We start from the raw sequence: 22,423 nt of genomic DNA, 5'->3' as shown, positions 1-22,423 counted from the left end.
GCCATGATTGTATTTCAAACCTATTCCGCCGCCGTCAGCATGTCGCGTTCCTGCTGCAAACGGCGGGCAGACACGCCGGGCTCTGCGCCCCAGACGCTTATCCAGCGGTAAAACACCGGCGTGAGGAACAGGGTGAAGACGGTGGCAAAGCCCAGTCCGCCGACGATGACCCAACCGACCGCAACGCGCGCCTCGGCACCGGCGCCCGACGACAGGACAAGGGGCAGGCCGCCGAAGACGGTGGACACCATCGTCATCATCACCGGCCGAATGCGCAGGCGCAGGGCGTCGCGAATGGCGCTGTCGATATCCTGTCCGGCCTCGCGAAGCTGGTTGGCAAATTCAACGATCAGAATGCCGTTCTTGGCCATCACGCCGATCAGCAAAACCAATCCGATCTGGCTGTAATAGTTCAGCGAACCGCCGGTGATCGAAATAGCCAGCAGCGCTGCGGCAAGGCCGAAGGGCACGGTCAGCATGATGACGACAGCACTTGCGATGCTTTCGAATTGCGCGGCCAGAACAAGGAATACGACAATCGCAGCGACGCCGAACACCATATACATGCCCGACTGGCTATCGCTCAGCGAAGCGGCTTCGCCCGTGTACACAATCCCCATGCCCTCCGGCAGGGTTTCGGTGGCCAGCGCCTCGACACGAGCCATCGCCTCGCCCAGATCGACACCGCTGACAAGGTTGGACTGTATCGAAACCGCCAGTGTGCCGCCCTGACGTTCGATCGAGGATTGGCTGACCACCGGGATCAGCGTCGCCACGGACGAGAGCGGCACATATTCACCACTTGGCATGCGGAGTTGAATCCCCTCCAGATCATTTGGATCGTTGATGGGCGGCCCGCCCGGGACCACGCGTACGTCGGTTTCGGTGTCATCGAGGAACACGCTGACGGGTACCGAGCCTTGTGTCAGGGCGCTGATCGTTCTGGTGATATCGGCCTCGCTGAGACCAAAAACCGCCGCCATCTCCTGATCCACGGTGATCTCATATTGTGCCTGCACGCTGTCGCCCGAAACCTGTGGATTGGAAAAGGCATCGTCCCGAGCCATGACGGAAACAAGCGCGTCGGCGGCTTCGGTCATGTCATCGACATTGGTCCCACTTACCGCAAAGGTCAGCCCGTTGCCGCCGCCGCGAATATTGAGGCTGTTTGGCGAGATTGCGAAGACCTGCACCCCTGGCACGGCCGAAAGCATCCCGTTGATCGGTCCCATCAACTCTTGTTGGGACCAGTCACGATCCGACCAATCCGGCAGACGCACGACGATGAAGGCCGTCGTGCCGCCGCCGATGCCGATGATGCTTTGAACCGAACTGATCTGCCCGCTTTCCTGAAACGGCGCGAGAACGTCTTCGATCTGTGCCACTTGCTCATCAAGGTATTCGGCGGTCGTATCGGATGACCCACGGGCCTGAATCAGGAAATAGCCGCGGTCCTCGGTCGGCGTGATGGTCGAGGTCAGCGTCCCAGCCACACCGGCTGCGATCAGCGCAAATCCGAACGCTATAGCCACGACGAGCAGGGGTGCACGAATGGCGCGATCCATCACCCAGTCAAAGCCGCGCGCGAGGCGACTTGGAGTCTGCGGGGCCTGCGGAGTTTTTTGCGTCTCTCTGCCGGGGTCCAGGAGAGCCGCCAGAACGGGTGCCAGCGTCAGCGCTGCGACGGACGACAGTGTCACCGCGAAGGCAAGGACGAAGCCGAATTCGCTGAAGACGCCGCCCGCTTGTCCGGGAAGAAACGAAATGGGAATGAATACGGCTGCAAGCGTTGCCGTGGTCGAAATGACAGCAAAGAAAACCTCATTGGTGCCTGCTGCGGCAGCCGCGAACGCCCCCATGCCGTCTTTCCGCTTCCGCACGATGTTCTCGACCACAACGATGGAGTCGTCCACGACCATCCCCGTCGCGAGAACCAATGCCAAGAGGCTGATCGTGTTGATCGAAAACCCCGTTAGCCAAACGGCCGCAACGGTACCAACCAACGCAACCGGGATTGTGACAGCGGGGATCAAGGTTGCACGCAAGGAGCGCAGGAAGGCAAAGATCACGAGTACTACGATGACGGTGGCCAAACCGATGGATTTGATGACCTCGGTTAAAGCACCTTCGATAAACACACCGTCATCGGTCGAGATGATAAGCTCGACACCCTCTGGCAGCTCCGCGCGCAGCTCTTCCACGGCGGCGCGCACGGCCGTCGAGATTTCGAGCGTGTTGCCCTCGGATTGGCGGGTGATATCGAGGCCGATGGCGGTCTGCCCGTTGACGCGGGTTGTCACATCGGTGTCTTCGGGTAGCAATTGAACCAGCGCGACATCTGCGACCCGCGTGGTGTTGTTTATCAGGATCTGGCCGATGCTATCGACGGTGACATCGGCATTTCCGACCTGCAAGGCAATCGTCTGCTTATCGGTTTCCAGCGCGCCCAAGGGCGTATCGTCGCGCAGGTCTGCAAGCGCTTCTGTCACGTCGAAGACAGTCAGGCCGCGGCTCAGCAGGAGACGATCATCGAGTGTCACGCGAAACTCGTTCGGCCTGTCGCCCCGGATCGTGACTTCAGCGATACCATCAATGAGTGACAGTCGATCGTAGATCCGACCCTCCGCGATGGCGGTCAACTCGTCCAGTGTTGCATCGCCCAGCACGGCCAGGCGAATGATGGCACTCGCGTTGATGTCAGATTTCGACACGGTCGGATCGTCGTCAAGATCGCTTGGAAGCTGACGCGCTGTTGCAGAGATGATTTCGCGCGCTTCGTTGGCGGCCACGTCGATGTCGGTATCATCTGACAGATCGATCGTAATGCTGCTCATCCCATTGGTTGAGCTGGCTTCGATGTAGGACAGGCCCTCCAGCGCGCTCAGCGCATCTTCCAGAACCTGCGTGATTTCCTGATCGACCGTTGCAGGTGTTGCGCCTTCATATTCAGTTCGGATTGAAAGTACTGGCTGATCGACATCCGGCATTTCCCGCACATCGACGGCGGTCATCGCCGCCATCCCCGCGATCACTATCAATAGGCTGATGACAAACCCGAAAATGGGTCGTGCAACGAACAGGTCGGCGAACCCGGAGGCCGCCCGCTGGAGTTTTGGGGTGCTCATTTCGACTCCTGATCGGGCTGCTGCGGCTCGGCATTCGCATCTGTGACCGCAGCGCCCTGGCGCAGCTTGTGTGCGCCCTCAATGATAACCATCGTGCCCGCTGGCAGATCAGCGTCCAGCCAGACGTTCTCGTCGCGGCGGTGAAGGATCGTGACCGGGATGCTCTGCGCGTGGCCCTCATCTTCGTACCAGACACTTGCACCATCGCGGGACCATGTGATGGCTGTTGCCGGCACCACCAAAAGCGGTTCGCTGAGGTTGCTGAGCCGCGCGGTGAACGTCATGCCCGGCCAGAGTGTTCCGTCCGGATTCGCGACACGCGCCCTGACGGTCACACTGCGGGTGACCTCATCGATCCGGCTGTCAAAGGATACGATCTCGCCTTGGAAAAATCGCCCCGTCAGCGAGGGCGTTTCCAACGTGACATCGCGCCCGAGTGACAGGAAGCCGACAGAGCGTTCGGGGAGCTCGAATTCGACCAAAAGCGCGCTCGAATCGTCGATCGTGATAATGGGGTCATTGGCGGTGAGGTAGTCGCCGACATTGACGTCGCTCAGTCCAAGGCGCCCTGAAATCGGAGCACGGATCGTGCGGTCTTCCAGTGCGAGCTCGGCTTGCCCGACATTTGCCTCTGCCAGGCGCAGCGCCAGCCGCGCTTCCGAGAGCGTCACATCCGTAATCGTGGAATTTCCCGATTGTTGTAAACGTTCGTATCGGGCGACCGTGGCGGACGCCTGTTCCAGCTCGCTCTGCGCAGTCTCAAGGGACAGCGTTGCAGCGCGCGCGTCGAGCCGCACAAGAACATCACCCTGCGAAACCTCGGCGTTCGCAGTCAGGTCGACCGAGACTGTTCTTCCAGACACATCGGAGGTAACGGTCGCGCTCCTCACCGCTTCGGAATTGCCGATCGCGCGGAATGAATCCTCGAACGGCTGCATTTCCAGGGGTGCCAAGACGACGGTTGTTGCGCCTCCGCCGCCAGGTCCACCGGGACCCCCGGGTCCAGCCGGAGCCTGCGATACCGGTGCCTCGCTGCCCACACCGGGCGCAAAGGCGTCAGGAACACCAAAAGCCCAAAGATATGCGCCCGCTACGATGGCGATCGACGCAATGACGTAGAATGTCTTTTTCATGTTCCGGTCTCCTCGCCGGTTGAAGACAAGAGGAGCCGTGCGGCGTCCATCTGTGCCTGCCAAACAGCATCCATTGCCGCGCCGAGAGTAATACCTTCTTCGTGTTCCCAAAGGGCAATCGCCGCTCCGATCGTGGCAGTGATGATACCGGCCAGCGCTGTCGCCGTTTGACGATTGTCCACGCGACCAGTCAGCGCCTCTGTGAGCCTTCGACGCTCGGCGCCTAGAAGGCCATCGAGGATCCCTCGTGCTTTCTCATTTGATCGCAGGATTTTGCCAACCATCCGAAGGATGTCCGCTCTCTGCGACAAAGCCTCCATGTGGCTGTCCAAGAACTGTTTGATGTCTGCCGCCAAAGGCCCCGTTCCATCGCGCAAAGCGTCCATCTGCGCCTCGGTAAACGGCGGTGGGTGCCCGATCGCTGCGGCTTCCTTGTTGGGATAATAGTTGAAAAAGGTTCTCGTGCTGACGCCGGAGGCCGCAGCAATCTCATCAGTTGTCACGTCCTCAAGGCCACTCTCCATGGCCAATTCCAAAGTCGCTTTGTGGATTTGGAAGGCAGTTTCCTGCCGCCGTCTTTCCCGTAACGAAAGTGTCATTCATCAAAACCTTGCGTAGTCTGCAACTTTTGCATACCAAGCAAATATTCACACTGCAAGTCACGGATTGGACAGAGAATGAAATACGTTGGAACGATCGTCCTAATCGCCGCGGTCATCGGCGGAGCGGCTGCGGCCTTGATGCTGTTTGGCGCGCGTTTGGGGCTGTGGGAGCCGATCACGGGGTTTGGTCTTTATCGCAGCTATTTCAATCCGCTGGCGGCGGTCATTGCGGGTGCAGGGCTGCTTGCGCTGGTCGTTCATCTTGTCCGCAGGGAAAAAGCACAGGCCTTGCTCGGCGGCGTGGCTGCGTTCATTGGCATTGCTCTCTTGATCCCCATGATCGCTAGCACGCTCAACCCGGCACCACGCGCGGCACCGATCCACGACATCTCGACCGACACGGTGAACCCGCCGCTCTTCGAGGTTCTGGACGACACCCGCGCGGGAGCCAGCAACACGCTCGACTATGGCGGGCCCGAACTCGCCGAGGCGCAGGCCGCCGCCTATCCGGATATCGCGTCGCTCGAAACGGACCTCTCCGCGGATGAGGCGTTCCAGCGCGCGCTGACGGTCGCTCAGGACATGGGATGGGAGATCGTCGCCGCGGACGCCGACCGTCTCCGTTTCGAGGCCACCGCCCGCACCTCTGTTTTCTATTTCGCGGACGATGTGGTGGTCGTCGTGACGCCGCTTGAAGACGGAAGCCGCATCGACATGCGCGGCGTCTCGCGGGTCGGGCGCAGCGATCAGGGCGTCAACGCCGCGCGGATCCGCGACTTTCAGCAACGGTTCCGCGAATGACCTTCGGGCTTTTTCAAACCCCCGCAGGGCCACCTGTACAGCGGTGGCCGCGCATGCAGAGCCCTGCAATCCAACTCCGAACAGGGCGCGTCTCGGCATGATTGAAGCGACAAATACAGCAAGCGATGACGTTCGCCTCCCGGGCGCATTTACCTGGCGCGACAGGTTCATGGAACACAGGTGGACCCTCCTTGCCCTGTTGCTGTGCCAGGTGGGCCAGATGACCGCCTCGCTGCTCTTGCCGAGCTTCAGCGCCGATGTCATCGACACCGGGATCGCGGCCGCAGACATCTCGGTCATCCGCTATTATGGCGGGCTCATGGGGATCGCCGCCGGGGTACAACTCGTGCTGAGTGCCGTGGCGGTCTTTCTCGGCGCATCGGTCGCCTACCGGATCGGCCAGAGCCTGCGCGCCGATGTGTTCGGCAAGGTGCACAGCCTCGCCCTGTCGCAGGTGCAGGGCTTTACCGTCGGCTCGCTCATCACCCGCTGCACCAATGATGTGCTGCAGGTTCAGTCGATGCTGATCATGGCATTCACGATGATCGTGGTCGCCCCCATCATGGGTGTGGGAAGTGCGATCATGGCGGTGCGGCAGGATGTGCAGCTCTCTTGGCTGATGGTGGTCGCGGTGCCGGTCCTGGCGGGCATCATCGGGTTTCTGACCTTCAAGGCCATCCCGCTCTATCAGCGCATGCAAAGGCAACTCGACGGTGTGAACAGCATCCTGCGCGAACAGATCGAGGGCATCCGCGTCATCCGCGCCTTTCTGCAACAATCCCGGGAAAGCACGCGTTTCGAGACGGCGAACACCGACCTGACCGACACGGCGATCCAGTCCGGCCGGTTGATGGCGATGATCATGCCATCGCTGACGGCGGTGATGCAGCTGACATCCGTCGCCCTGATCTGGGCCGGCGCCAGCCGGGTGCGCGAGGGCGATCTGGAGATCGGCTCGCTGATCGCCTTTCTGTCCTATGTCGCGCTGATCCTGATTGCCGTGATGATGTTGGGCCTGATGATCGTCATGCTCCCCCGTGCGCTTGTCAGCGCCCACCGGATCACGACGCTGCTGCAAAGCCCGATCGAAGTCGGGCCGTGCGCGCATCCCAAGCCCCTGCCGCAAAGTGGCGACGGACTGCCCCTGCGGCTCGAGGACGTGGGCTTCGGGTATTCCGGCGCGGAAGCGATGGTCATCGAAGAGATCGGCTTCGATCTCGGCCCCGGCGAAGTGCTGGGCATCATCGGCGCGACGGGCTCGGGCAAATCCACCATTCTCAACCTGATCGCGCGGCTCAATGATCCCAGCACCGGGCGGATCACGCTGGGGGACGTCGATCTGCGGCAGATCGCGCCGCAGGAGTTCTCCTCCCATATCGGCTACGTCCCGCAGAAGGCCTACCTTTTTTCGGGCACCGTTGCGGATACGCTGCGGCTTGGAAACCAGCAGGCGGACGAGGCCACGCTCTGGAAAGCGCTGGAGATCGCGCAGGCCGCCGATTTCGTCCGCGCCATGCCCGAAGGGCTCGGGGCGCCAGTGGCGCAGGGCGGCGCCAATTTCTCCGGTGGACAGCGCCAAAGGCTCGCCATCGCGCGGGCGCTTGTGTGCGATGCCGATCTCTATCTGTTCGACGACAGCTTCTCCGCGCTCGATCAGACGACGGATCGCAAGCTGCGCGCGGCACTGAGGGGGGCCGTCAGCCATGCCGCCACCGTGATTGTCAGCCAGCGCGTGGCCTCGATCAAAGATGCCGACCGGATTCTCGTCATCGAGAAGGGCCGCATGGTCGGCCTTGGGCCGCACGACACCTTGATGCGGGAGTGCCCCGTCTACGCGGAAACCGTCCACTCGCAGGCCATGCCCGAGGAGGACGCAGCATGACCGCAGCCGCAGAGCCGAAACTCGAAACGGTCTCAAGGACACAAGACAGCGCCCCCGGGCCGCGAACGCCCGGCGGTTCGATCGTCGGGGAGAAACCGAAAGCCGCCCGCGATGCCGCGCGGCGGGTCTGGACGGCTTTTGGCAGCAACCGCAAGATCCTGATCGTCACGCTGTTGCTCAGCGTCGGCAGCGTGATCGGCAGCACCCTCGGCCCCTGGCAGCTTGGCCTTGCAACCGACCTTCTGGTCAGCGACGGCTATACGTGGTCGGCCCTCATGCGCCAGCTTCTGGTTGTGGCGGCGATCTATCTCGTCGCCTCGGGCCTCAACTTCGTTCAGGCGTGGCTGATCAACGATCTGGTGCAGAACATGGGGCGTGATCTGCGCGAGGCCGCGCAGGCCAAGCTGTCGCGGGTGCCGCTCAAATGGTTCGATGCGCAGCCGCGTGGCGAGGTTCTTTCGCGCTTTACCAACGATATCGACAACATGATCCAGAACCTGCAGCAGGTCGCCAGCCAGGCGATGCTGATGCTGATGACGATTGTCGGCGTGCTGGCCATGATGCTCTGGCTGTCTGTTCCCCTGGCAGCCGCAGCGCTCGTGGCCATTGGGGTCTCGCTTGGGGCGACGCGCTTGCTCAGCCACGCGGCGCAGCCCAAATATGCCGAGCAATGGCGTGAAACCGGCCACCTGAATGCGCTGGTGGAGGAAACCTTCACCGGCCAGACGCTGATCCGGGTGTTCGGCGCGCGCGACCGTGTGGATCAGCAGTTCGCCGAGAAAAACAGCACTCTGACCGCGGCAAGCATGCGCGCGCAGATCTTCGCCAGCCTGATCCAGCCGACCACGATGTTCGTGAACAACGTCGCCTATATCGTGGTGGTCGTTTTCGGGGCGCTCCAGGTTCTGTCGGGTGCGCTGAGCCTCGGTGGGGTGCAGGCTTTCATCCAGTATATCCGCCAGATAGGTCAGCCGATCTCGCAGCTTGGCAGCATGGCCGCACAGGTGCAATCGGCCCTCGCATCGGCGGAACGGGTTTTCGAGCTGCTGGACGCGCCCGAATTGTCCACCGACACGGAGGTGACGACACATCCCTCCCTGCCGGTCACGGGCGATGTCCGCTTCGAGCATGTCGGGTTTCGCTACATCCCCGATCAGCCGCTGTTCGAGGATGTCAGCCTCGAGGCGAAGCCGGGCCAGATGCTGGCCATCGTCGGCCCCACCGGCGCGGGAAAGACGACACTGGTCAATCTTCTGATCCGGTTTTACGAGATCGACAGCGGGACGATCCGGCTGGACGGCGAAGACATCGCCACTCTGTCCCGAAAGGATCTGCGTCGCGCCATGGCGATGGTGTTGCAGGATACCTGGCTCTTTACCGGAACGGTGCATGACAACATCGCCTATGGCCGCCCGGATGCGACCCGCGCGCAGGTCATCGCCGCCGCGAAACGCTGCCATGTGGATGACTTCGTGCGCACCCTGTCGGACGGCTACGACACGGTTCTGGAGAACGGCGGCGGGAGCCTCTCGCAGGGTCAGCGCCAGCTCACGACGATTGCGCGGGCCTTCCTGCTCGACGCTCCGATCCTCATCCTCGACGAGGCGACAAGTTCGGTCGACACGCGCACCGAACTGCAGATCCAGACCGCCATGGCCGACCTGCGCGAGGGCCGCACCAGCTTCGTTATCGCGCACCGTCTGTCGACCATCCGCGACGCGGACATGATCATTTACATGGAGAGCGGAAACGTGCGCGAAACCGGTACGCATGACCAACTCATGGCGTTGCGCGGCGGATACTGGCAGCTCCAGAGCGGCGCGCAAGGTCGACCTCCACGAGACATCCCTGAACCCCGGAACACCCTGGAAAGGACTGCCCCATGACATACAGCACCACAATCCACACCGCCCTCATTGCCACTGCATTGGGCCTGACCATCCCCCAGGTTTCGCTTGCCGAGGCTCCGACCATCCAGACCCAAGGGCCGGTGATCTACCTCGCCGATAACCTCGGCGAGGAAGCCATGCTCGGATGGTGCATCGACACCGAAGGCCGGGGGGTGAGCGACCAGCTTCACGCCCATTCCTGCAAGCCCACCGGTGACGACGTGCTCTTCACGTACACGGCTGACAGCGGCCTGATCCAATCGGCGACCTACACAGGCATGTGCATGGCCTATAACGCGCCGAACAATTCCGAAAACCCCTTCGGTCTGATCGCCTGCGACGCAGCTGATGCGGCCCAGCTGTTCGTACACGACGATACCAACATGGAACTCTCCCTGGCTTCAGACCCTTCGCAATGCGTGACCGTCGCGCCGACCATCGACGACGCCGGCCCCTTCCAGTCCCGCGATCTCATACTCTCGGCCTGTGCCGATCTGGACCCGGCCTTCAAGCAATGGGTCATTCGAGAGTAACCTTCTTTCGGTTTCCGGGGGCCCTTGCGTTCAGTCACGGCGACCCAGCAACCAGTGGTGGCGTGACGGAAGTATCGTGCGGCCGCGTATCAAATGAGACCTTTCAAAAGACGGACACATTCAATGACCAGATTGACCGACAGCCCTGACCGTTACGGCCTTATAAGCCGCGCGTTTCACTGGAGCATGGCCGCATTATTTGCCACCCAATTTGCTTCAGCCGCTGCACACTGGGCCCTGCCGCGCGAAAACGCCCTGCGCGATACGCTTTGGACGTATCACGTCGATCTGGGCGTGACGCTGCTCCTGTTGGTGCTGTTGCGCGGTGTGTGGGGGCTTTTGAACCTTAGCAAGCGCCCGACGGAGTCCGGTCCGATGGGGTATGCGGCTAAGGCCGGACATGCGGGATTATATGCGCTCATGATGATCGTCCCTGCGATCAAGGTCATCGGGGCCGCTGGCGGCACGCGCGGCTTCAGCTATCTCGGCATCCAAATTTTTCAGGCGCGCGACGTCGCAATTGCCTGGACGAAGACGATCTCGGAATGGCACGGCACATTGGGGTGGATCCTGGCCGCGTTGGTGATTGGACATATCGCAGCCGCGGTGATCTGGCATCACTTCATCAAGCGTGATGAGGTCCTTGGACGGATGGCGTGACGAGGAAAGCGAAATCACGGCTTCTGCTGAAGTGGTGTTGGAGTTTTTTCAAATGGCTTGTCGGGCCGACGTCGTGTCTCCTGTCGCGCAAGCCAGTATGATTTGATCCAGTTCAGGTCTATCAGCCAAGCATGAAACGCACGTTGAAAATCCTCGCCGCGCTGGCCGCCTCTTTCGTTGTTTTTGTCGTTGTGGCGCGGGTTCTTTTCCCTTTGCCCGACATCTCGGCCCGCCAAGTCAGTGCCGCTATTCCCGCTGATCCGGAAACCAATCTTGGTGCGTCTTTCGTGGATGCAGCCGATCAGCAACCCGGCTTGTCCGGCGTCATTGCCCTTCAAAGCGGACAGGATGCGCTTGCAAGCCGGTTAGAGCTTGCGGCTGTCGCTGAACAGTCGATCGATGCCCAGTATTACATTTGGCAGGACGACACGTCTGGCATCATCTTGCTGAACGCGCTGTATCAGGCGGCGCAGCGCGGCGTGCATGTGCGCTTGTTGCTGGACGACAACGGCGTGCCGGATATGGATAACTTCATGGCCGCGCTGAACACGCAGGCCAATTTTGAAATACGCCTTTTCAATCCATCGACAGTGCGCAGCCCTAAGTTGCTTGGATATGCGTTCGATTTTTTCCGTATGAACCGGCGGATGCACAACAAATCCTTCATCGTCGATGGGGCCATCGCAATTGTCGGTGGTCGGAACATCGGCGATGAATATTTCGACGTTGGTGATGATACCTTCTATATTGACTTGGACGTACTGGCGACGGGCGCCGTGGTTCCGGAAACAGCTGATATGTTCGACGCCTACTGGAACAGCGCATCGGTCTTCGGGGTCGATACGATCATCGACGGTGAGGGCGACCTAGCGGCATTCGAAGACCGTGTCGCCGACGTTTTTTCGACGCCTGAGGCAGACACGCTCTTGGGAGATTTGCAAAGCAGTGTGGACCGACATGCAAATGGCGAGATACCATTTGAGTGGACGACCGTTCGGCTTATCGCCGATGATCCGGCAAAAGGGCGAGGGATCGCAACACGTGATCAGCTGATGATTACCCAGTTGGGCGAGATACTCGGGAGTGTCGAAAACAGGCTGGATCTGGTGTCCGCCTATTTCGTGCCGGGCGCGCAAGGAGCCACGTATCTCACAGACCTGTCAGACGCAGGTATCGACATTCGTATTCTTACGAATGCGATGAATACCACCGATGTTTTGATGGTTCATGCTGGATACACCAAGTATCGGCGGGAATTGCTGGAAGCGGGCATTTCGCTTTATGAGCTGAAACTGCGCGGCGATACGTCGCCCGAAGCCGATTTGCAGATTTTGCCGTTTGGCCTGTCGGGGGCCAGTCTGCACGCAAAGACATTCGCTGTCGACGGAGAGCGTGTCTTTATTGGATCGTTCAATTTTGACCCACGCTCTGCCATGCTGAATTGTGAAATGGGTTTTCTGATCGATAGTTCAACTCTCGCGGCGGAGTCGAACGAGCGCTTTGACGATCACCTAGAAACTGTCAGTTACCGGCCGCAACTGACGCCCGAAAACAAGATGATCTGGCTTGAACTCCTCGAAGACGATACAACTGTGATCTATCAGGAAGAGCCCGGCGCAAGCTGGTTTCAACAGGTCGCCATCGTCTTGATAGGGTTGCTGCCGGTGGAGTGGTTGCTTTGATGGAAAGCTGGCTCATACAAAAGCCGGCTGGTCCAATCGACTTTGGGATTAGTGAGCATTCGCTCCGCGCACGGTGCCAATACGTTGTTTTGCCGACACATAAAATAATGTTGCGACTGCTGTTCCACCCATTCTTTTAGTCTCCCAAAGCTTGCCTCTCCACGCTTAATCAAATTGCCAAGAACTGTGTGCCACGTTGTTGGTTCAGCATGTAAAAGAGCCGTTAATGCAACTGCGCAGCGGCTAAAGGAATCTTGGAATCGTTCTGGATAATAAGGCTTCTAAAAGCTCAGGCTGGAAATCTATGATTCGAGCAATGCCATGCATTCATCATAAGCTTGCCTCAGTGTGTTTTGGGGGCTGTTTAGGGGCTGTTTGGCGGCCCATCAAAAGAATTGAAGAGAGTATTCATTGCAGTGATGCGTTGGAAACCTCGATACATTGCAGCACCGATGGAGGATCGGCTCGACTCCGTCGCAACTTCAGGCGGGTAGGGGGTGCCTATGTGCGATCCGTGTGCAATGCGATCCGCCAAGAGACTTATGATTTCTCAGATACTTAGCCCTGATCGGAATCCAGTGGCTTCGGTGGGTCTGGCTTCTTGCGATTAGCCCTCGATCCCGCTTTGCGCGCTGCAGCGAACCCGCGGTCCGTGGCCATGAAGCGGTCGAGCATGGGGGCGACGAGGCGGGCGGGCTCAAGATCCTGGCCGGTCTGTTGGCCCAGGACAGCCGCGTAGTCGCAAAGGTCACGGTGCACATCAGCGGGAAGTTCGACGGTCAGCTTGACCGGCTTGTCGTCATGGATCGGGCCAAGCTTCAGTTTCGTCATCGGACTTCTCCCAAGGGCTCGAGGATCAGATCGCGGGTGACCATGACGCGGACGGGGAAGCCCGGGCGTATGGTCAGTGTCGGCGGGACGGCGAGCTGCTGGCGGACGATCTCGTCCCCGGTCCGTCCGATCGTGTCCTGCGCGGCCTCGCGGATGGCGCGGGCGACATCGTCTTCGGTTTCTGCGCCACTTTCCAGGCCGAGGTTCAGGATCGTGGCGAGGCCAGCAGCAAGGAAGACGCGACCCCAATGATAGTTGACCCGGTCCTGCAGGCCGGACGCGCCTGTTCCGTCAGTGCCGGGCGCGCGCTCCAGCATAATGGAGCGACCATCTGGAAGGATGAGGCGGGTCCAGACCAGAAGCAGACGGCTTTGCCCGGATGCGATGCGGCTGTCGTATTCTCCCAGAAGCCGAGCGCCTTGCGGGATCAGCAAGTACCGCCCTGAGGGGCTATCAAAGACATTCGACGTCACCTGTGCCGAGATCTGGCCGGGAAGGTCGGAGCGCAGGCCGGTGATCAGGGCGGCCGGGATCACCGTGCCGGCCTGCAGGATGTAGGGGCTGGGCGGCGGCACTATGCGTTGCGCACTGACGGTGTCCGTGTCTCCGGGACGGGTGAGGAACGCCTCCCGGCCGGAAATCGGATCGCTTGCCGTAGGGCTGCCCAATGTGGAGGGGAAGAGCGCGCCGGTCACGGGGGAGGTCGGTGTGGCCTGTGTTCCGCTGCGCAGCACGGTTTGCGCCTCGGCGAAAAGGGCGCTCAGCCGGGCGGCGTCGAGTTCCTGGAGACGGCGTTGTTCCTCCGGATCGACTGTGGGGGCCAATGGACCGGAAAGGGGCGGTGCCGGAACCGGCTGGCCGCGATCTTGCGCCCCAAGGATGGCGCGGCCCAACTCACCGGGCAAGGGTGGGCCGAGACGCGGGACATCGGCGTAATCCCGAGGTAGCGTGGACAGCCCTTCAGCCGCCTGAATGCGTTCGGTGGAAAAGAGCTCGGTCTGCGTGCCCTCCTGCCGATTGTTCTGCAGGGCCACGATCAGGACCGCGCCCAGACCCAGACCGCCGATGGCGGTGGCAAAGGCAATGGCCCGGCGGGACAGGCGCATGACACGGGGCGGATCGGGCCTGAGGCGAAGCTCGTGGGCGATGTCTTCCTCGGTCCGTGGCGGCTCTTGGATATCAGGGTTTTGTGTCATCGCTCCACCTCTGGCTGGGGCGCGCGCGGCGGGCGTTGATCGCCATCTGTCCGCACGATCCGCACGACCTGCTGTCGTCTTTCGCCGAGACGCAGTTCTGCGGCCCCGAACAGGCGGTCCACGATCAGCACGTTGCCGAGAACGCGGGTGTTGACGATCTGGCCGCGTCCATCCGCGCCGATCACGAAGAGCGGGGGCATTTCGCCCTGGGCGATGCCGGGCGGGAAGACGACATAGACACGCCGTCCATCGTCGAAGACCGAGACCGGCCGCCATGGTGGGGCGTCGCCCTGCAAGCCGTAACGGTAGTGCCGCTCGGCCTCGTGCGGGATCGCCGGGCGGCGGATTGTCGGGGTGCGGGGCGTGGATCGCACCTCTGGATAGGCCCAAGCAACGCTGGGCATCCAGGTCTCCTCGTCGGCGTGCAATTCGATGTGATAGGTGCGCCGGTCGGTGTTTACGACGAGATTGGTGGAGATGACGGGGCGGGTGGGTTTCACGAGGATATGGACGCGCTCGGTGGATCCAGCGCCGCTTGTGGTGTCGCCAATGATCCAGCGGGCGGTGTCGCCCGCCGCGATCGGGCCGGGACCGGTCAGGCGTTCACCGGGTTCGAGCGCGATATTCGTGATCTGCCCGGGGGCGGCGTAGATCTGGTAAAGCGCGCCTTCGCTCCACGGAAAAACCTGCATGGCGTTGTAATAGCCCTGCTGGCGGGGTTCGACGCGGGCGGCGGCATTGGCGGCGATGATGCGGGCTTCCGGTGTGTCCGCTTCCGGATCGCCGCCGCGGGAGGGCGTCCAGGCAGGCGGTGTGTGAACCGGGCTGGGCAGCCCCTCGGCCGAGGGTGGTGCCGGCGGCGGAGCAAGGGCCGGGACCTGGTCGTCATAGGCGATTTCGGGCGGGCGCTGCCCCGCGCAGGCGGTCAGCGCCGTGGCCGCGAGGAGAAGAACGGGGATGGGGGGAAGTCGTCTCATTGGGCATTCTCCCTCGACCAGTTGATGGCATGGACATAGACGCCGAGCGGGTTGGCCCGCAGACGCTCCGCATCGCGCGGCGGCTGGACCACGACGGTCAGGATGGCGGTCCAGCGTTCGGTGGCGGCGAGTTGACCGTTCTCGTAGCGCCGCTCGATCCAGGCGACGCGGAAGCTCGTGTCCGAAGCGCGGATGACGCTGGAAACCTCAACGGAGACCTGCGTGTCGCCAACGCGGGCGAACGGATCGTTCACGCGGGCATAGTCGTTCAGCGCAATGGCCCCGCGATCCGTGGCGAAGTCATAGGCACGTAGCCAGTTCTGGCGCAGCACGATCGGGTCGGCGGGAAGCTGGCGGACATGCTCGACGAAGCGGGCGAGATGCCAAGCGATTTGCGGATCGGTCGGGCGGTACTCGGCGAGCGCGGGGGCGACGGCCTGCGCTGCGCCGAGGTTGTCGACCTCGACCACGTATGGGAAGACGCTGCTGCGCGTCGATTGCCAGACCAGCGCCGTGCTGACCCCGGCGGACAGGGCCAGGCAGCCGAGCGCCATCAGGCGCCAGTTGCGGGCCTGAACGCGGGCCGAGCCGATCCGCTCGTCCCAGACCTGGGCGGCCTTCTGGTAGGGGGTGACAGGCTCGGGCGTGGTGCCGTAGCGGACACTGGGGCGTCGGAACATCAGGAGGACCTTTCGGAGAGGCTGACGACCGTGCCGCCACCGCCATGATCGCCGGAGCGGAGCGCATGGGCGGCCGTCGAGAGGCCGTGCTGGAGGGACTGCTGGCGCTTCATCCGCCGCGCCCAGTCGGGCGGGCCATCATTCGCCGGGGCGGGCATGGTGTTCCCCGCAAATCGACCGCCTGTGGCTGCATAGGCGGTGCGGGCGCCGGTCCCAGCGCCGTCCGAGATCGCACGCCGGAGCGGGCTGAACGCGGCGACGGCACCGGTCTTGCCGACAGCGGCCACGCCGCCAACAGACTTGCCCAGTGCCGTGCTGCGCGATGCGGCGCCAAGTTGATAGGCGGTGGCGGTTCCGCTGCCGACCGCGCTCGCGCCACGCAGACCGGAGCCAACGGTGCCAAGGGCCATGCGGGTCCCGGCCGCACCGGCGACCGCGGCCCCGCCCACGGCGATCCCGGTACCGACGGCGGCGCCTGCGCCAAGCTGCGGCCCACCCGAGACGATGCCGTTCGCGATGCCGGGACCGAAGATGCCGAGGGCGAGGAGTGCCAGCGCGCCGAGCACCACGGACATCGTGTCGTTGATTGTGGGCTCACCCGCGAATCCGGCGGTGAACTCGCTGAAGATGGTGGAGCCGATACCGACGATGACGGCCAGCACCAGCACCTTGACGCCAGAGGAAATGACGAGGCCCAGCACACGTTCGGCCATGAAGGCGGTCTTGTTGAAGAGGCCGAAGGGCACGAGGATGAAGCCCGCCAGCGTGGCCAGCTTGAATTCGATCAGGGTGACGAAGAGCTGGATCGCAAGGATGAAGAAGGACAGCAGGACCACGAGCCAGGCGAAGAACAGGATGAGGATCTGGATCAGGTTTTCGAAGACGGCGACGAAACCGGTCAGTTCGGCGATGGAGGCGAGGATCGGCTGACCCGCCTCGAGCCCAACCTGCGCGATGCGCCCGGGCTGGAGGAGTTCGGCGGCGGAAAGGGTGCCGCCGGTGGCCACCAGGCCAAGGCCTGCGAAACTGTCGAAGACGATCCGGGCCAGCGTGTTCCAGTTGCCGATGATGTAGGCGAAGACCCCGACGAAGAGGGTCTTCTTCACCAGCCGCGCGATGATGTCGTCATCCGCACCCCAGGCCCAGAAGAGCGCGGCCAAGGTTATGTCGATCACGATCAACGTGGTCGCGAGAAAGGCGACGTCGCCCCCGAGAAGTCCGAAACCGGAGTCGATGTAGGAGGCGAAGACTTCGAGAAACCGGTCGATGACACTGACGCCGCCCATCGCCTCACTCCGTCCCGGCCGGCTCTGGAGCCAGATCGAAGAAGCGCTGCCGGGCCGCCTCCCAGGCGGCGCGGCATTCGGTGTCGGTGGCGTAGTCTTCGGGCGTCAGGTCACGGCAACGCGCGAGGATGCCGCGCAAGGCGTCATCCCTGACCACATGCCCGGTGTCGGTGGGCAGGACGGTGCGTGTCAGTTCGACCGCGGCGGCGAGGGCGGCAAGGCCGCCGATACCGAAGGCGACAAGGCGCAGAGTTCGCGGGGTGTCGAGGGCCATGCGCTTACTCCCCGAACAGCCGTACTGTGCCGGGGGAGTAGCCGCCGCCGTAATCGAGGAACCGGGCGAGGTTTTCGCGGCCCTGCGCCTCGGCCGAGGCGATGCGGGCGGCTTCCAGCGCTTCGGCCCGGTTCTGCGCGGCGATGGCTGCCGTCAGATCGGCGATCTGTGTCGATTGCAATGCGAGCAGTTGGTTGCCAGCCTGCGCGACCTGCAGGGCCCCAACGGCTCCTTGGCTTTCGCGGATGAGCGCGTCCATCTGAGTTCGCGCGCCGTCGATATTGCCCACGACCCCGGCCTGTACGCGCAACGCGTCCTCGAAGCCCGCGACGGAGGTTTCCCACCGCTCACGCGCACCGGCGATCATCGCGTTGAAATCACCCTGGGCGGCTGCAGCACCGTAGTCCTGCGTGAAGGCCTGTTCGATAGTGGCCACGTCGAAGGCGAGGCTCTGGGCATCGGCCAGGAGTCGCTGGGTTTCGCCGATGGCGTCCTGCAGCTGCGCCAGAGAGGAATGGGGGAGGTTCGCGAGGTTCAGCGCATCGTTCATCAGCATCTGCGCCTGGTTCTGGATCTGGGCGATCTGGTTGTTGATCTGTTCCAGTGCGCGGGCAGCCGAGAGGATGTTTTCAGCATGGTTCCGCGGGTCGTAGACGATCCGCCCACCGCCGCCGAAGAAGAAGGCCTGGGCGGGTGTCGATATAACCGGTGTCAGGACGAGGGCGCTGGCCATCAATGCGGCGGCGAGTTTGCGGGGCCGGGCAGGGCGCTCAGGATTGCGGGTCATGTTCTGTCTCCTTTTGGTCAGGGTGAGGGGGTGTCGGATCGGCTGGTGCGATGTCGGGCCCGAGCAGGTCGATGGCCCAATCAAGACCGCGATGACGCAGCCAGGCGGCGGCAAAGCCATCCCGGCCATGGGTGGCGATAAGATTGCTGATTGCGGCCTGATCGGCCTTGGATGAGGAGGCGGTGAAGGCCAGCGCCACCTCGCCGAGGCCCAGCGAGAAGAGCCGGTTGCCCCGCCGCGACTGGCAGTAGTAGTCCCGCTTCGACGTCGCGCGAGCGAGGATGTCGATCTGGCGGTCGTTCAGCCCGAAGTTCCGGTAGATCCGTGCGATCTGGGGTTCGAAGGCGCGCTCGTTGGGCAGGAAAATCCGTGTGGGGCAGCTCTCGATGATGGCGGGTGCTATGAGGGACCCGTCGATATCGGCCAGCGACTGAGTCGCGAAGATCACTGAGGCGTTCTTCTTCCTCAACGTCTTCAGCCATTCGCGCAGCTGTCCGCCGAAATTGGCGTCATCCAGCGCCAGCCAGCCCTCGTCGATCAGGATCATCGTGGGGCGGCCGTCGAGGCGTGCCTCGATCCGGTGGAAGAGATAGGCCAGCACGGCGGGTGCGGCGGGGGACCCGATCAGCCCCTCCGTTTCAAACGCGAGCACGTCCGCGCTGCCCAGGTCTTCGGCCTCAGCATCGAGAAGCCGTCCGAAAGGCCCGCCTAGGCAGAAGGGCTTCAGCGCGCGTTTGAGTTCGGTTGATTGAAGCAGGACCGAGAGGCCGGTCAGCGTGCGTTCCTCGCGCGGGGCCGAGGCGAGCGAGGTCAGCGCCGACCAGAGGTGATCGCGCGCGACGGGTTCGATCTTCGCGCCTTCCCGTCCGAGGATTCCCGCGAGCCAGTCCTGCGCCCAGGCGCGTTCCGACGCCTCATCGATCCCGGCGAACGGCTGCAGTTGCACCGCCGGTTCCTCGTCGGCTAGCGCATCGCCGAGGTTTTCCCAGTCCCCGCCCATGGCGAGCGTGGCGCAACGGATCGATCCGCCAAAATCGAAGGCGAAGACCTGCGCGCCCGGGTAGCGGCGGAACTGCAGCGCCATCAAAGCTAGCAGGACTGATTTGCCCGCGCCGGTCGGGCCGACGATCAAGGTATGGCCGACATCGCCCACATGGGTGGAGAAGCGAAACGGGGTCGTGCCGTCGGTTTCGGCGTGGAACAGCGGCGGGCCGTCCAGATAGTCGTTCCGATCCGGCCCCGCCCAGACCGCAGAGATCGGGATCATATGGGCGAGGTTCAACGTCGAGATGGGTGGCTGACGGACATTGGCGTAGAGGTGGCCGGGCAGGGAGCCGAGCCAGGCCTCGAGTGCGTTCAGGGTTTCCGGGATGCAGGTAAAATCACGCCCCTGTACGATCTTCTCTACCGCCTTGAGCTTCGCTTCGGCCGCCCGCGGGTCTTCGTCCCAGACGGTGATCGTGGCGGTGACATAGGCCGCCCCCGCCACATCGGCGCCGAGTTCTTGCAGTGCCTCATCGGCATCTGCCGCCTTGTTGGCCGCATCGCTGTCGAGCAAGGTCGAGGCCTCGTTGGTCATCACCTCCTTCAGGATCGCGGCGACCGACTTGCGCTTGGCGAACCACTGGCGGCGGATGCGGGTGAACACCCGGGCGGCATCCGTCTTGTCGAGGCAGATCGTGCGCGTGCACCAGCGATACTCGAACCCTCGCCCGTTCAACTCGTCGAGCAGTCCGGGCCAGGTAGCGCTTGGCAGCCCAATGATGGTCAGGGTCTTGAGATGTGCGGCCCCGAGGCGGGGTGTCAGCCCACCCACAAGAGGGTCATCGGCCAGCAGCGCGTCCAGATGCATCGGGACCTCCGGGACGCGGACGCGCTGGCGCCGGGTCGAAACGGTCGAATGCAGGTAGGACAGGGTCTCGGCATCGGAGAGCCAGGCGATTTCCGGCATGAACCCGTCCAGCAGATCGATCAGCCGATCCGCACGGCCGACAAAGCTGGAGACAAGATCCTGAGGCTTGGTGCTGCGATCAGGGGCGTTCTCCAGCAACCAGCCTTCGGCGCGGCTCGCGTCGTCAGCGGGCGGCATCCAGACCAACGTCAGGAAATACGCGCTCTCGAAATGCGCGCCCGCTTCTTCGAATTGCGCGCGGCGTTCGGCATCGACGAGGGCGGAGACAGGATCGGGAAAGTCGGAGGCGGGATAGTCCTGTGCCGGGGTCCGCTGCGCTTCCACGAAGACAGTCCAGCCGGAGCCAAGCCGCCGGAGCGCGCTGTTCAGCCTGGCCGATGTGGCTACCAGTTCGGCGGGCGTGGCTGAATCCAGATCCGGCCCCCGAAACCGCGCGGTGCGTTGCAGGCTGCCGTCCTTGTTCAGGATGACGCCGGGCGCGATCAATGCAGCCCAGGGCAGAAAATCGGCCAGTAGGGCGGATTTGGAGCGGTATTCGGCCAGACGCATCAACGGTTCAGACCCCGAACCAGGACGGGTAACGGAGATGCCGCCGCGACACTTCGGCGATCTGTGCGTCCCGCTTCGCGGCCCAAACAGCGAGGAGGTGGCCAACCAGCCAGAATGCGAGGCCCACGAGCCAGAGCCGCAGGCCCAGCCCGATGGCGGCGGCTAGGGTGCCATTGGCAATGGCGATGGTGCGCGGCGCACCGGCCAGCAGGATCGGATCGATCAGGGCGCGGTGCACCGGAGCGAAATAGCCGGGAATGTCGTTGGCGTTCTCCATCAGATCAGCGCTCCGCCGTCGAAGGAGAAGAAGGAGAGAAAAAAGCTCGAGGCCGCGAAGGCGATGGACAGCCCGAAGACGATCTGCACCAGCCGCCGGAACCCGCCCGAACTGTCGCCGAAGGCCAACGTCAGCCCGGTCACGATGATGATGATCACAGCAACGATCTTGGCGACCGGGCCTTCGATCGACTCGAGGATGGTTTGCAAGGGGGCTTCCCACGGCATGCCGGACCCGGCGGCGAGCGCCGGTTCGGGCAGGGCGAAGACGACGAGGCCGAACGCGGTTGCGCCAAGGGCTGTGCGAAATGATGGCAGAAGGGTCATGGATGGCTTCCTTGTGTTGGTGGGAAAAGGGGGCTGAGAGCGTAATCGCCGGAGGCGGTCAGGCCGGTGACACGCGCCAACTCGGAGAGGCGACGCTCGGCGCCCCGTCCGGACAGAACGGCGATCAGGTCGATGGTTTCTGCGATCAGCGCGCGCGGAACTGTCACCACCGCTTCTTGGATCAGCTGTTCCAGCCGCCGCAATGCGCCGATGGCGGACCCGGCGTGGATCGTGCCGATCCCGCCCGGATGGCCGGTACCCCAGGCCTTGAGCAGGTCGAGCGCTTCCGGCCCGCGCACCTCGCCGATGGGGATGCGATCAGGCCTCAGCCGCAGCGAAGCGCGCACGAGATCGGACAAGGTCGCGACCCCGTCCTTGGTGCGGAGAGCCACGAGGTTGGGGTTCAGGCATTGCAGTTCGCGCGTGTCCTCAATCAGGACCACGCGGTCCGAGGTCTTGGCGATCTCCGCCAACAGCGCATTGGTGAGGGTCGTCTTGCCGGTGGAGGTCCCGCCCGCGACGAGGATATTGGCCCGGCTCGTGACACCAATGCGCAATTGGTTGGCGGCGCCGGCCGAGAGAATGCCGCCGGAGACATAGTCCTCGAGGGTAAACACCGCGACGGCTGGCTTGCGAATGGCAAAGGTAGGCGCGGAAACCACTGGCGGCAGCAAACCTTCGAAGCGCTCGCCCGTGTCTGGCAGTTCAGCTGAAACCCGTGGGGCTGCAGGATGGACCTCCGCCCCGATATGATGCGCGACAAGACGGATGATGCGCTCGCCATCGGCGGGAGACAGCACCGCGCCTGTGTCGCTCAGCCCTTCTGCCAGTCGGTCAACCCAGAGCCGCCCGTCCGGGTTCAGCATCACCTCGACGATGCCCGCATCTTCGAGCCAGGCAGCGATGCCAGGCCCAAGGGCTGTGCGCAACATGCGTGCGCCGCGGGAAGACGTCTCGGTTTTGAAAGGGGTAACGGTCATGATTGGCCTCGCGATGGATCACGAGACCGATCAAGAAGACC

20 protein-coding genes are annotated in these 22,423 nt (G+C 63.0%); 6 read left to right on the top strand and 14 right to left on the bottom strand.

Annotated elements, in window-relative coordinates:
* Positions 1-20: 20 nt before the first annotated feature.
* From KUH32_RS16955 to KUH32_RS16945, 3 genes are read right to left on the bottom strand one after another with little or no spacing between them, the layout of a single operon-like run.
* A complete protein-coding gene (locus tag KUH32_RS16955; RefSeq protein ID WP_217779776.1) occupies positions 21-3,125 on the bottom strand; it encodes an efflux RND transporter permease subunit in 3,105 nt (1,034 codons plus the stop codon).
* Complete coding sequence (locus KUH32_RS16950; protein WP_217779775.1) at positions 3,122-4,258, bottom strand: efflux RND transporter periplasmic adaptor subunit; 1,137 nt, start codon at positions 4,256-4,258, stop codon at positions 3,122-3,124. Before KUH32_RS16950 ends, KUH32_RS16955 begins: the two co-directional genes overlap by 4 nt.
* Positions 4,255-4,857 (bottom strand): TetR/AcrR family transcriptional regulator, encoded by a 603-nt coding sequence (locus KUH32_RS16945; RefSeq protein ID WP_217779774.1) that lies wholly within the window; start codon positions 4,855-4,857, stop codon positions 4,255-4,257. The genes KUH32_RS16950 and KUH32_RS16945 overlap by 4 nt, the downstream gene beginning before the upstream one ends.
* A gap of 78 nt (positions 4,858-4,935) precedes the next feature.
* Between KUH32_RS16945 and KUH32_RS16940 the strand changes: the two genes are divergently transcribed.
* From KUH32_RS16940 to KUH32_RS16915, 6 genes are all read left to right on the top strand, one after another.
* On the top strand, positions 4,936-5,661 hold the full coding sequence (locus KUH32_RS16940; RefSeq protein ID WP_217779773.1) for a DUF1499 domain-containing protein: 726 nt from the start codon (positions 4,936-4,938) through the stop codon (positions 5,659-5,661).
* Between the two features lie 43 nt (positions 5,662-5,704).
* Positions 5,705-7,543: an ABC transporter ATP-binding protein gene (locus KUH32_RS16935; protein ID WP_217779772.1), complete on the top strand. Its 1,839-nt coding sequence runs from the start codon at positions 5,705-5,707 to the stop codon at positions 7,541-7,543.
* A complete protein-coding gene (locus tag KUH32_RS16930) occupies positions 7,540-9,429 on the top strand; it encodes an ABC transporter ATP-binding protein (protein WP_217779771.1) in 1,890 nt (629 codons plus the stop codon). The genes KUH32_RS16935 and KUH32_RS16930 overlap by 4 nt, the downstream gene beginning before the upstream one ends.
* Positions 9,426-9,965: an RICIN domain-containing protein gene (locus tag KUH32_RS16925; protein WP_217779770.1), complete on the top strand. Its 540-nt coding sequence runs from the start codon at positions 9,426-9,428 to the stop codon at positions 9,963-9,965. The genes KUH32_RS16930 and KUH32_RS16925 overlap by 4 nt, the downstream gene beginning before the upstream one ends.
* A 123-nt stretch (positions 9,966-10,088) precedes the next feature.
* The gene (locus KUH32_RS16920; protein ID WP_217779769.1) at positions 10,089-10,625 is read left to right on the top strand and encodes a cytochrome b; all 537 of its coding nucleotides are present in this window, start codon (positions 10,089-10,091) and stop codon (positions 10,623-10,625) included.
* Positions 10,626-10,756: 131 nt separating this feature from the next.
* Positions 10,757-12,307, top strand: coding sequence for a phospholipase D family protein (locus tag KUH32_RS16915; RefSeq protein WP_217779768.1), 1,551 nt, complete (start codon positions 10,757-10,759; stop codon positions 12,305-12,307).
* Between the two features lie 558 nt (positions 12,308-12,865).
* On the opposite strand, the gene KUH32_RS16910 is transcribed toward KUH32_RS16915, so the two are convergent.
* The 11 genes from KUH32_RS16910 to trbB are packed head-to-tail and all read right to left on the bottom strand — an operon-like array spanning position 12,866 to position 22,334.
* On the bottom strand, positions 12,866-13,138 hold the full coding sequence (locus KUH32_RS16910; RefSeq protein WP_149884418.1) for a DUF2274 domain-containing protein: 273 nt from the start codon (positions 13,136-13,138) through the stop codon (positions 12,866-12,868).
* A complete protein-coding gene (locus tag KUH32_RS16905) occupies positions 13,135-14,334 on the bottom strand; it encodes a TraB/TrbI/VirB10 family type IV secretion system protein (protein WP_254899194.1) in 1,200 nt (399 codons plus the stop codon). Before KUH32_RS16905 ends, KUH32_RS16910 begins: the two co-directional genes overlap by 4 nt.
* Entirely contained in the window at positions 14,331-15,311 is a 981-nt protein-coding gene (gene trbG, locus KUH32_RS16900) for a P-type conjugative transfer protein TrbG (RefSeq protein ID WP_217779767.1), read from the bottom strand. The genes KUH32_RS16905 and trbG overlap by 4 nt, the downstream gene beginning before the upstream one ends.
* Positions 15,308-15,991 carry a conjugal transfer protein TrbF gene (gene trbF, locus KUH32_RS16895; RefSeq protein WP_217779766.1) on the bottom strand — a complete coding sequence of 228 codons (684 nt, stop codon included), beginning with the start codon at positions 15,989-15,991 and terminating at the stop codon, positions 15,308-15,310. Before trbF ends, trbG begins: the two co-directional genes overlap by 4 nt.
* The gene (gene trbL / locus KUH32_RS16890) at positions 15,991-17,277 is read right to left on the bottom strand and encodes a P-type conjugative transfer protein TrbL (protein ID WP_217779765.1); all 1,287 of its coding nucleotides are present in this window, start codon (positions 17,275-17,277) and stop codon (positions 15,991-15,993) included. The genes trbF and trbL overlap by 1 nt, the downstream gene beginning before the upstream one ends.
* A 4-nt stretch (positions 17,278-17,281) precedes the next feature.
* Entirely contained in the window at positions 17,282-17,551 is a 270-nt protein-coding gene (trbK-alt, locus tag KUH32_RS16885) for a putative entry exclusion protein TrbK-alt (RefSeq protein WP_217779764.1), read from the bottom strand.
* Between the two features lie 4 nt (positions 17,552-17,555).
* Complete coding sequence (trbJ, locus tag KUH32_RS16880; RefSeq protein ID WP_217779763.1) at positions 17,556-18,338, bottom strand: P-type conjugative transfer protein TrbJ; 783 nt, start codon at positions 18,336-18,338, stop codon at positions 17,556-17,558.
* The gene (trbE, locus tag KUH32_RS16875; RefSeq protein ID WP_217779762.1) at positions 18,322-20,802 is read right to left on the bottom strand and encodes a conjugal transfer protein TrbE; all 2,481 of its coding nucleotides are present in this window, start codon (positions 20,800-20,802) and stop codon (positions 18,322-18,324) included. Before trbE ends, trbJ begins: the two co-directional genes overlap by 17 nt.
* 4 nt (positions 20,803-20,806) lie before the next feature.
* Entirely contained in the window at positions 20,807-21,076 is a 270-nt protein-coding gene (locus KUH32_RS16870; RefSeq protein WP_217779761.1) for a VirB3 family type IV secretion system protein, read from the bottom strand.
* Positions 21,076-21,402 carry a TrbC/VirB2 family type IV secretion system protein gene (locus tag KUH32_RS16865; RefSeq protein ID WP_217779760.1) on the bottom strand — a complete coding sequence of 109 codons (327 nt, stop codon included), beginning with the start codon at positions 21,400-21,402 and terminating at the stop codon, positions 21,076-21,078. Before KUH32_RS16865 ends, KUH32_RS16870 begins: the two co-directional genes overlap by 1 nt.
* Complete coding sequence (gene trbB / locus KUH32_RS16860; RefSeq protein ID WP_431358196.1) at positions 21,399-22,334, bottom strand: P-type conjugative transfer ATPase TrbB; 936 nt, start codon at positions 22,332-22,334, stop codon at positions 21,399-21,401. The genes KUH32_RS16865 and trbB overlap by 4 nt, the downstream gene beginning before the upstream one ends.
* Positions 22,335-22,423 lie beyond the last annotated feature (89 nt).

Source organism: Thalassococcus arenae, assembly GCF_019104745.1.
Taxonomy (GTDB): domain Bacteria; phylum Pseudomonadota; class Alphaproteobacteria; order Rhodobacterales; family Rhodobacteraceae; genus Thalassococcus_B; species Thalassococcus_B arenae.
Note: the sequence above shows the minus strand (reverse complement) of the source record. Positions and strands in the feature narration are given on the sequence as shown.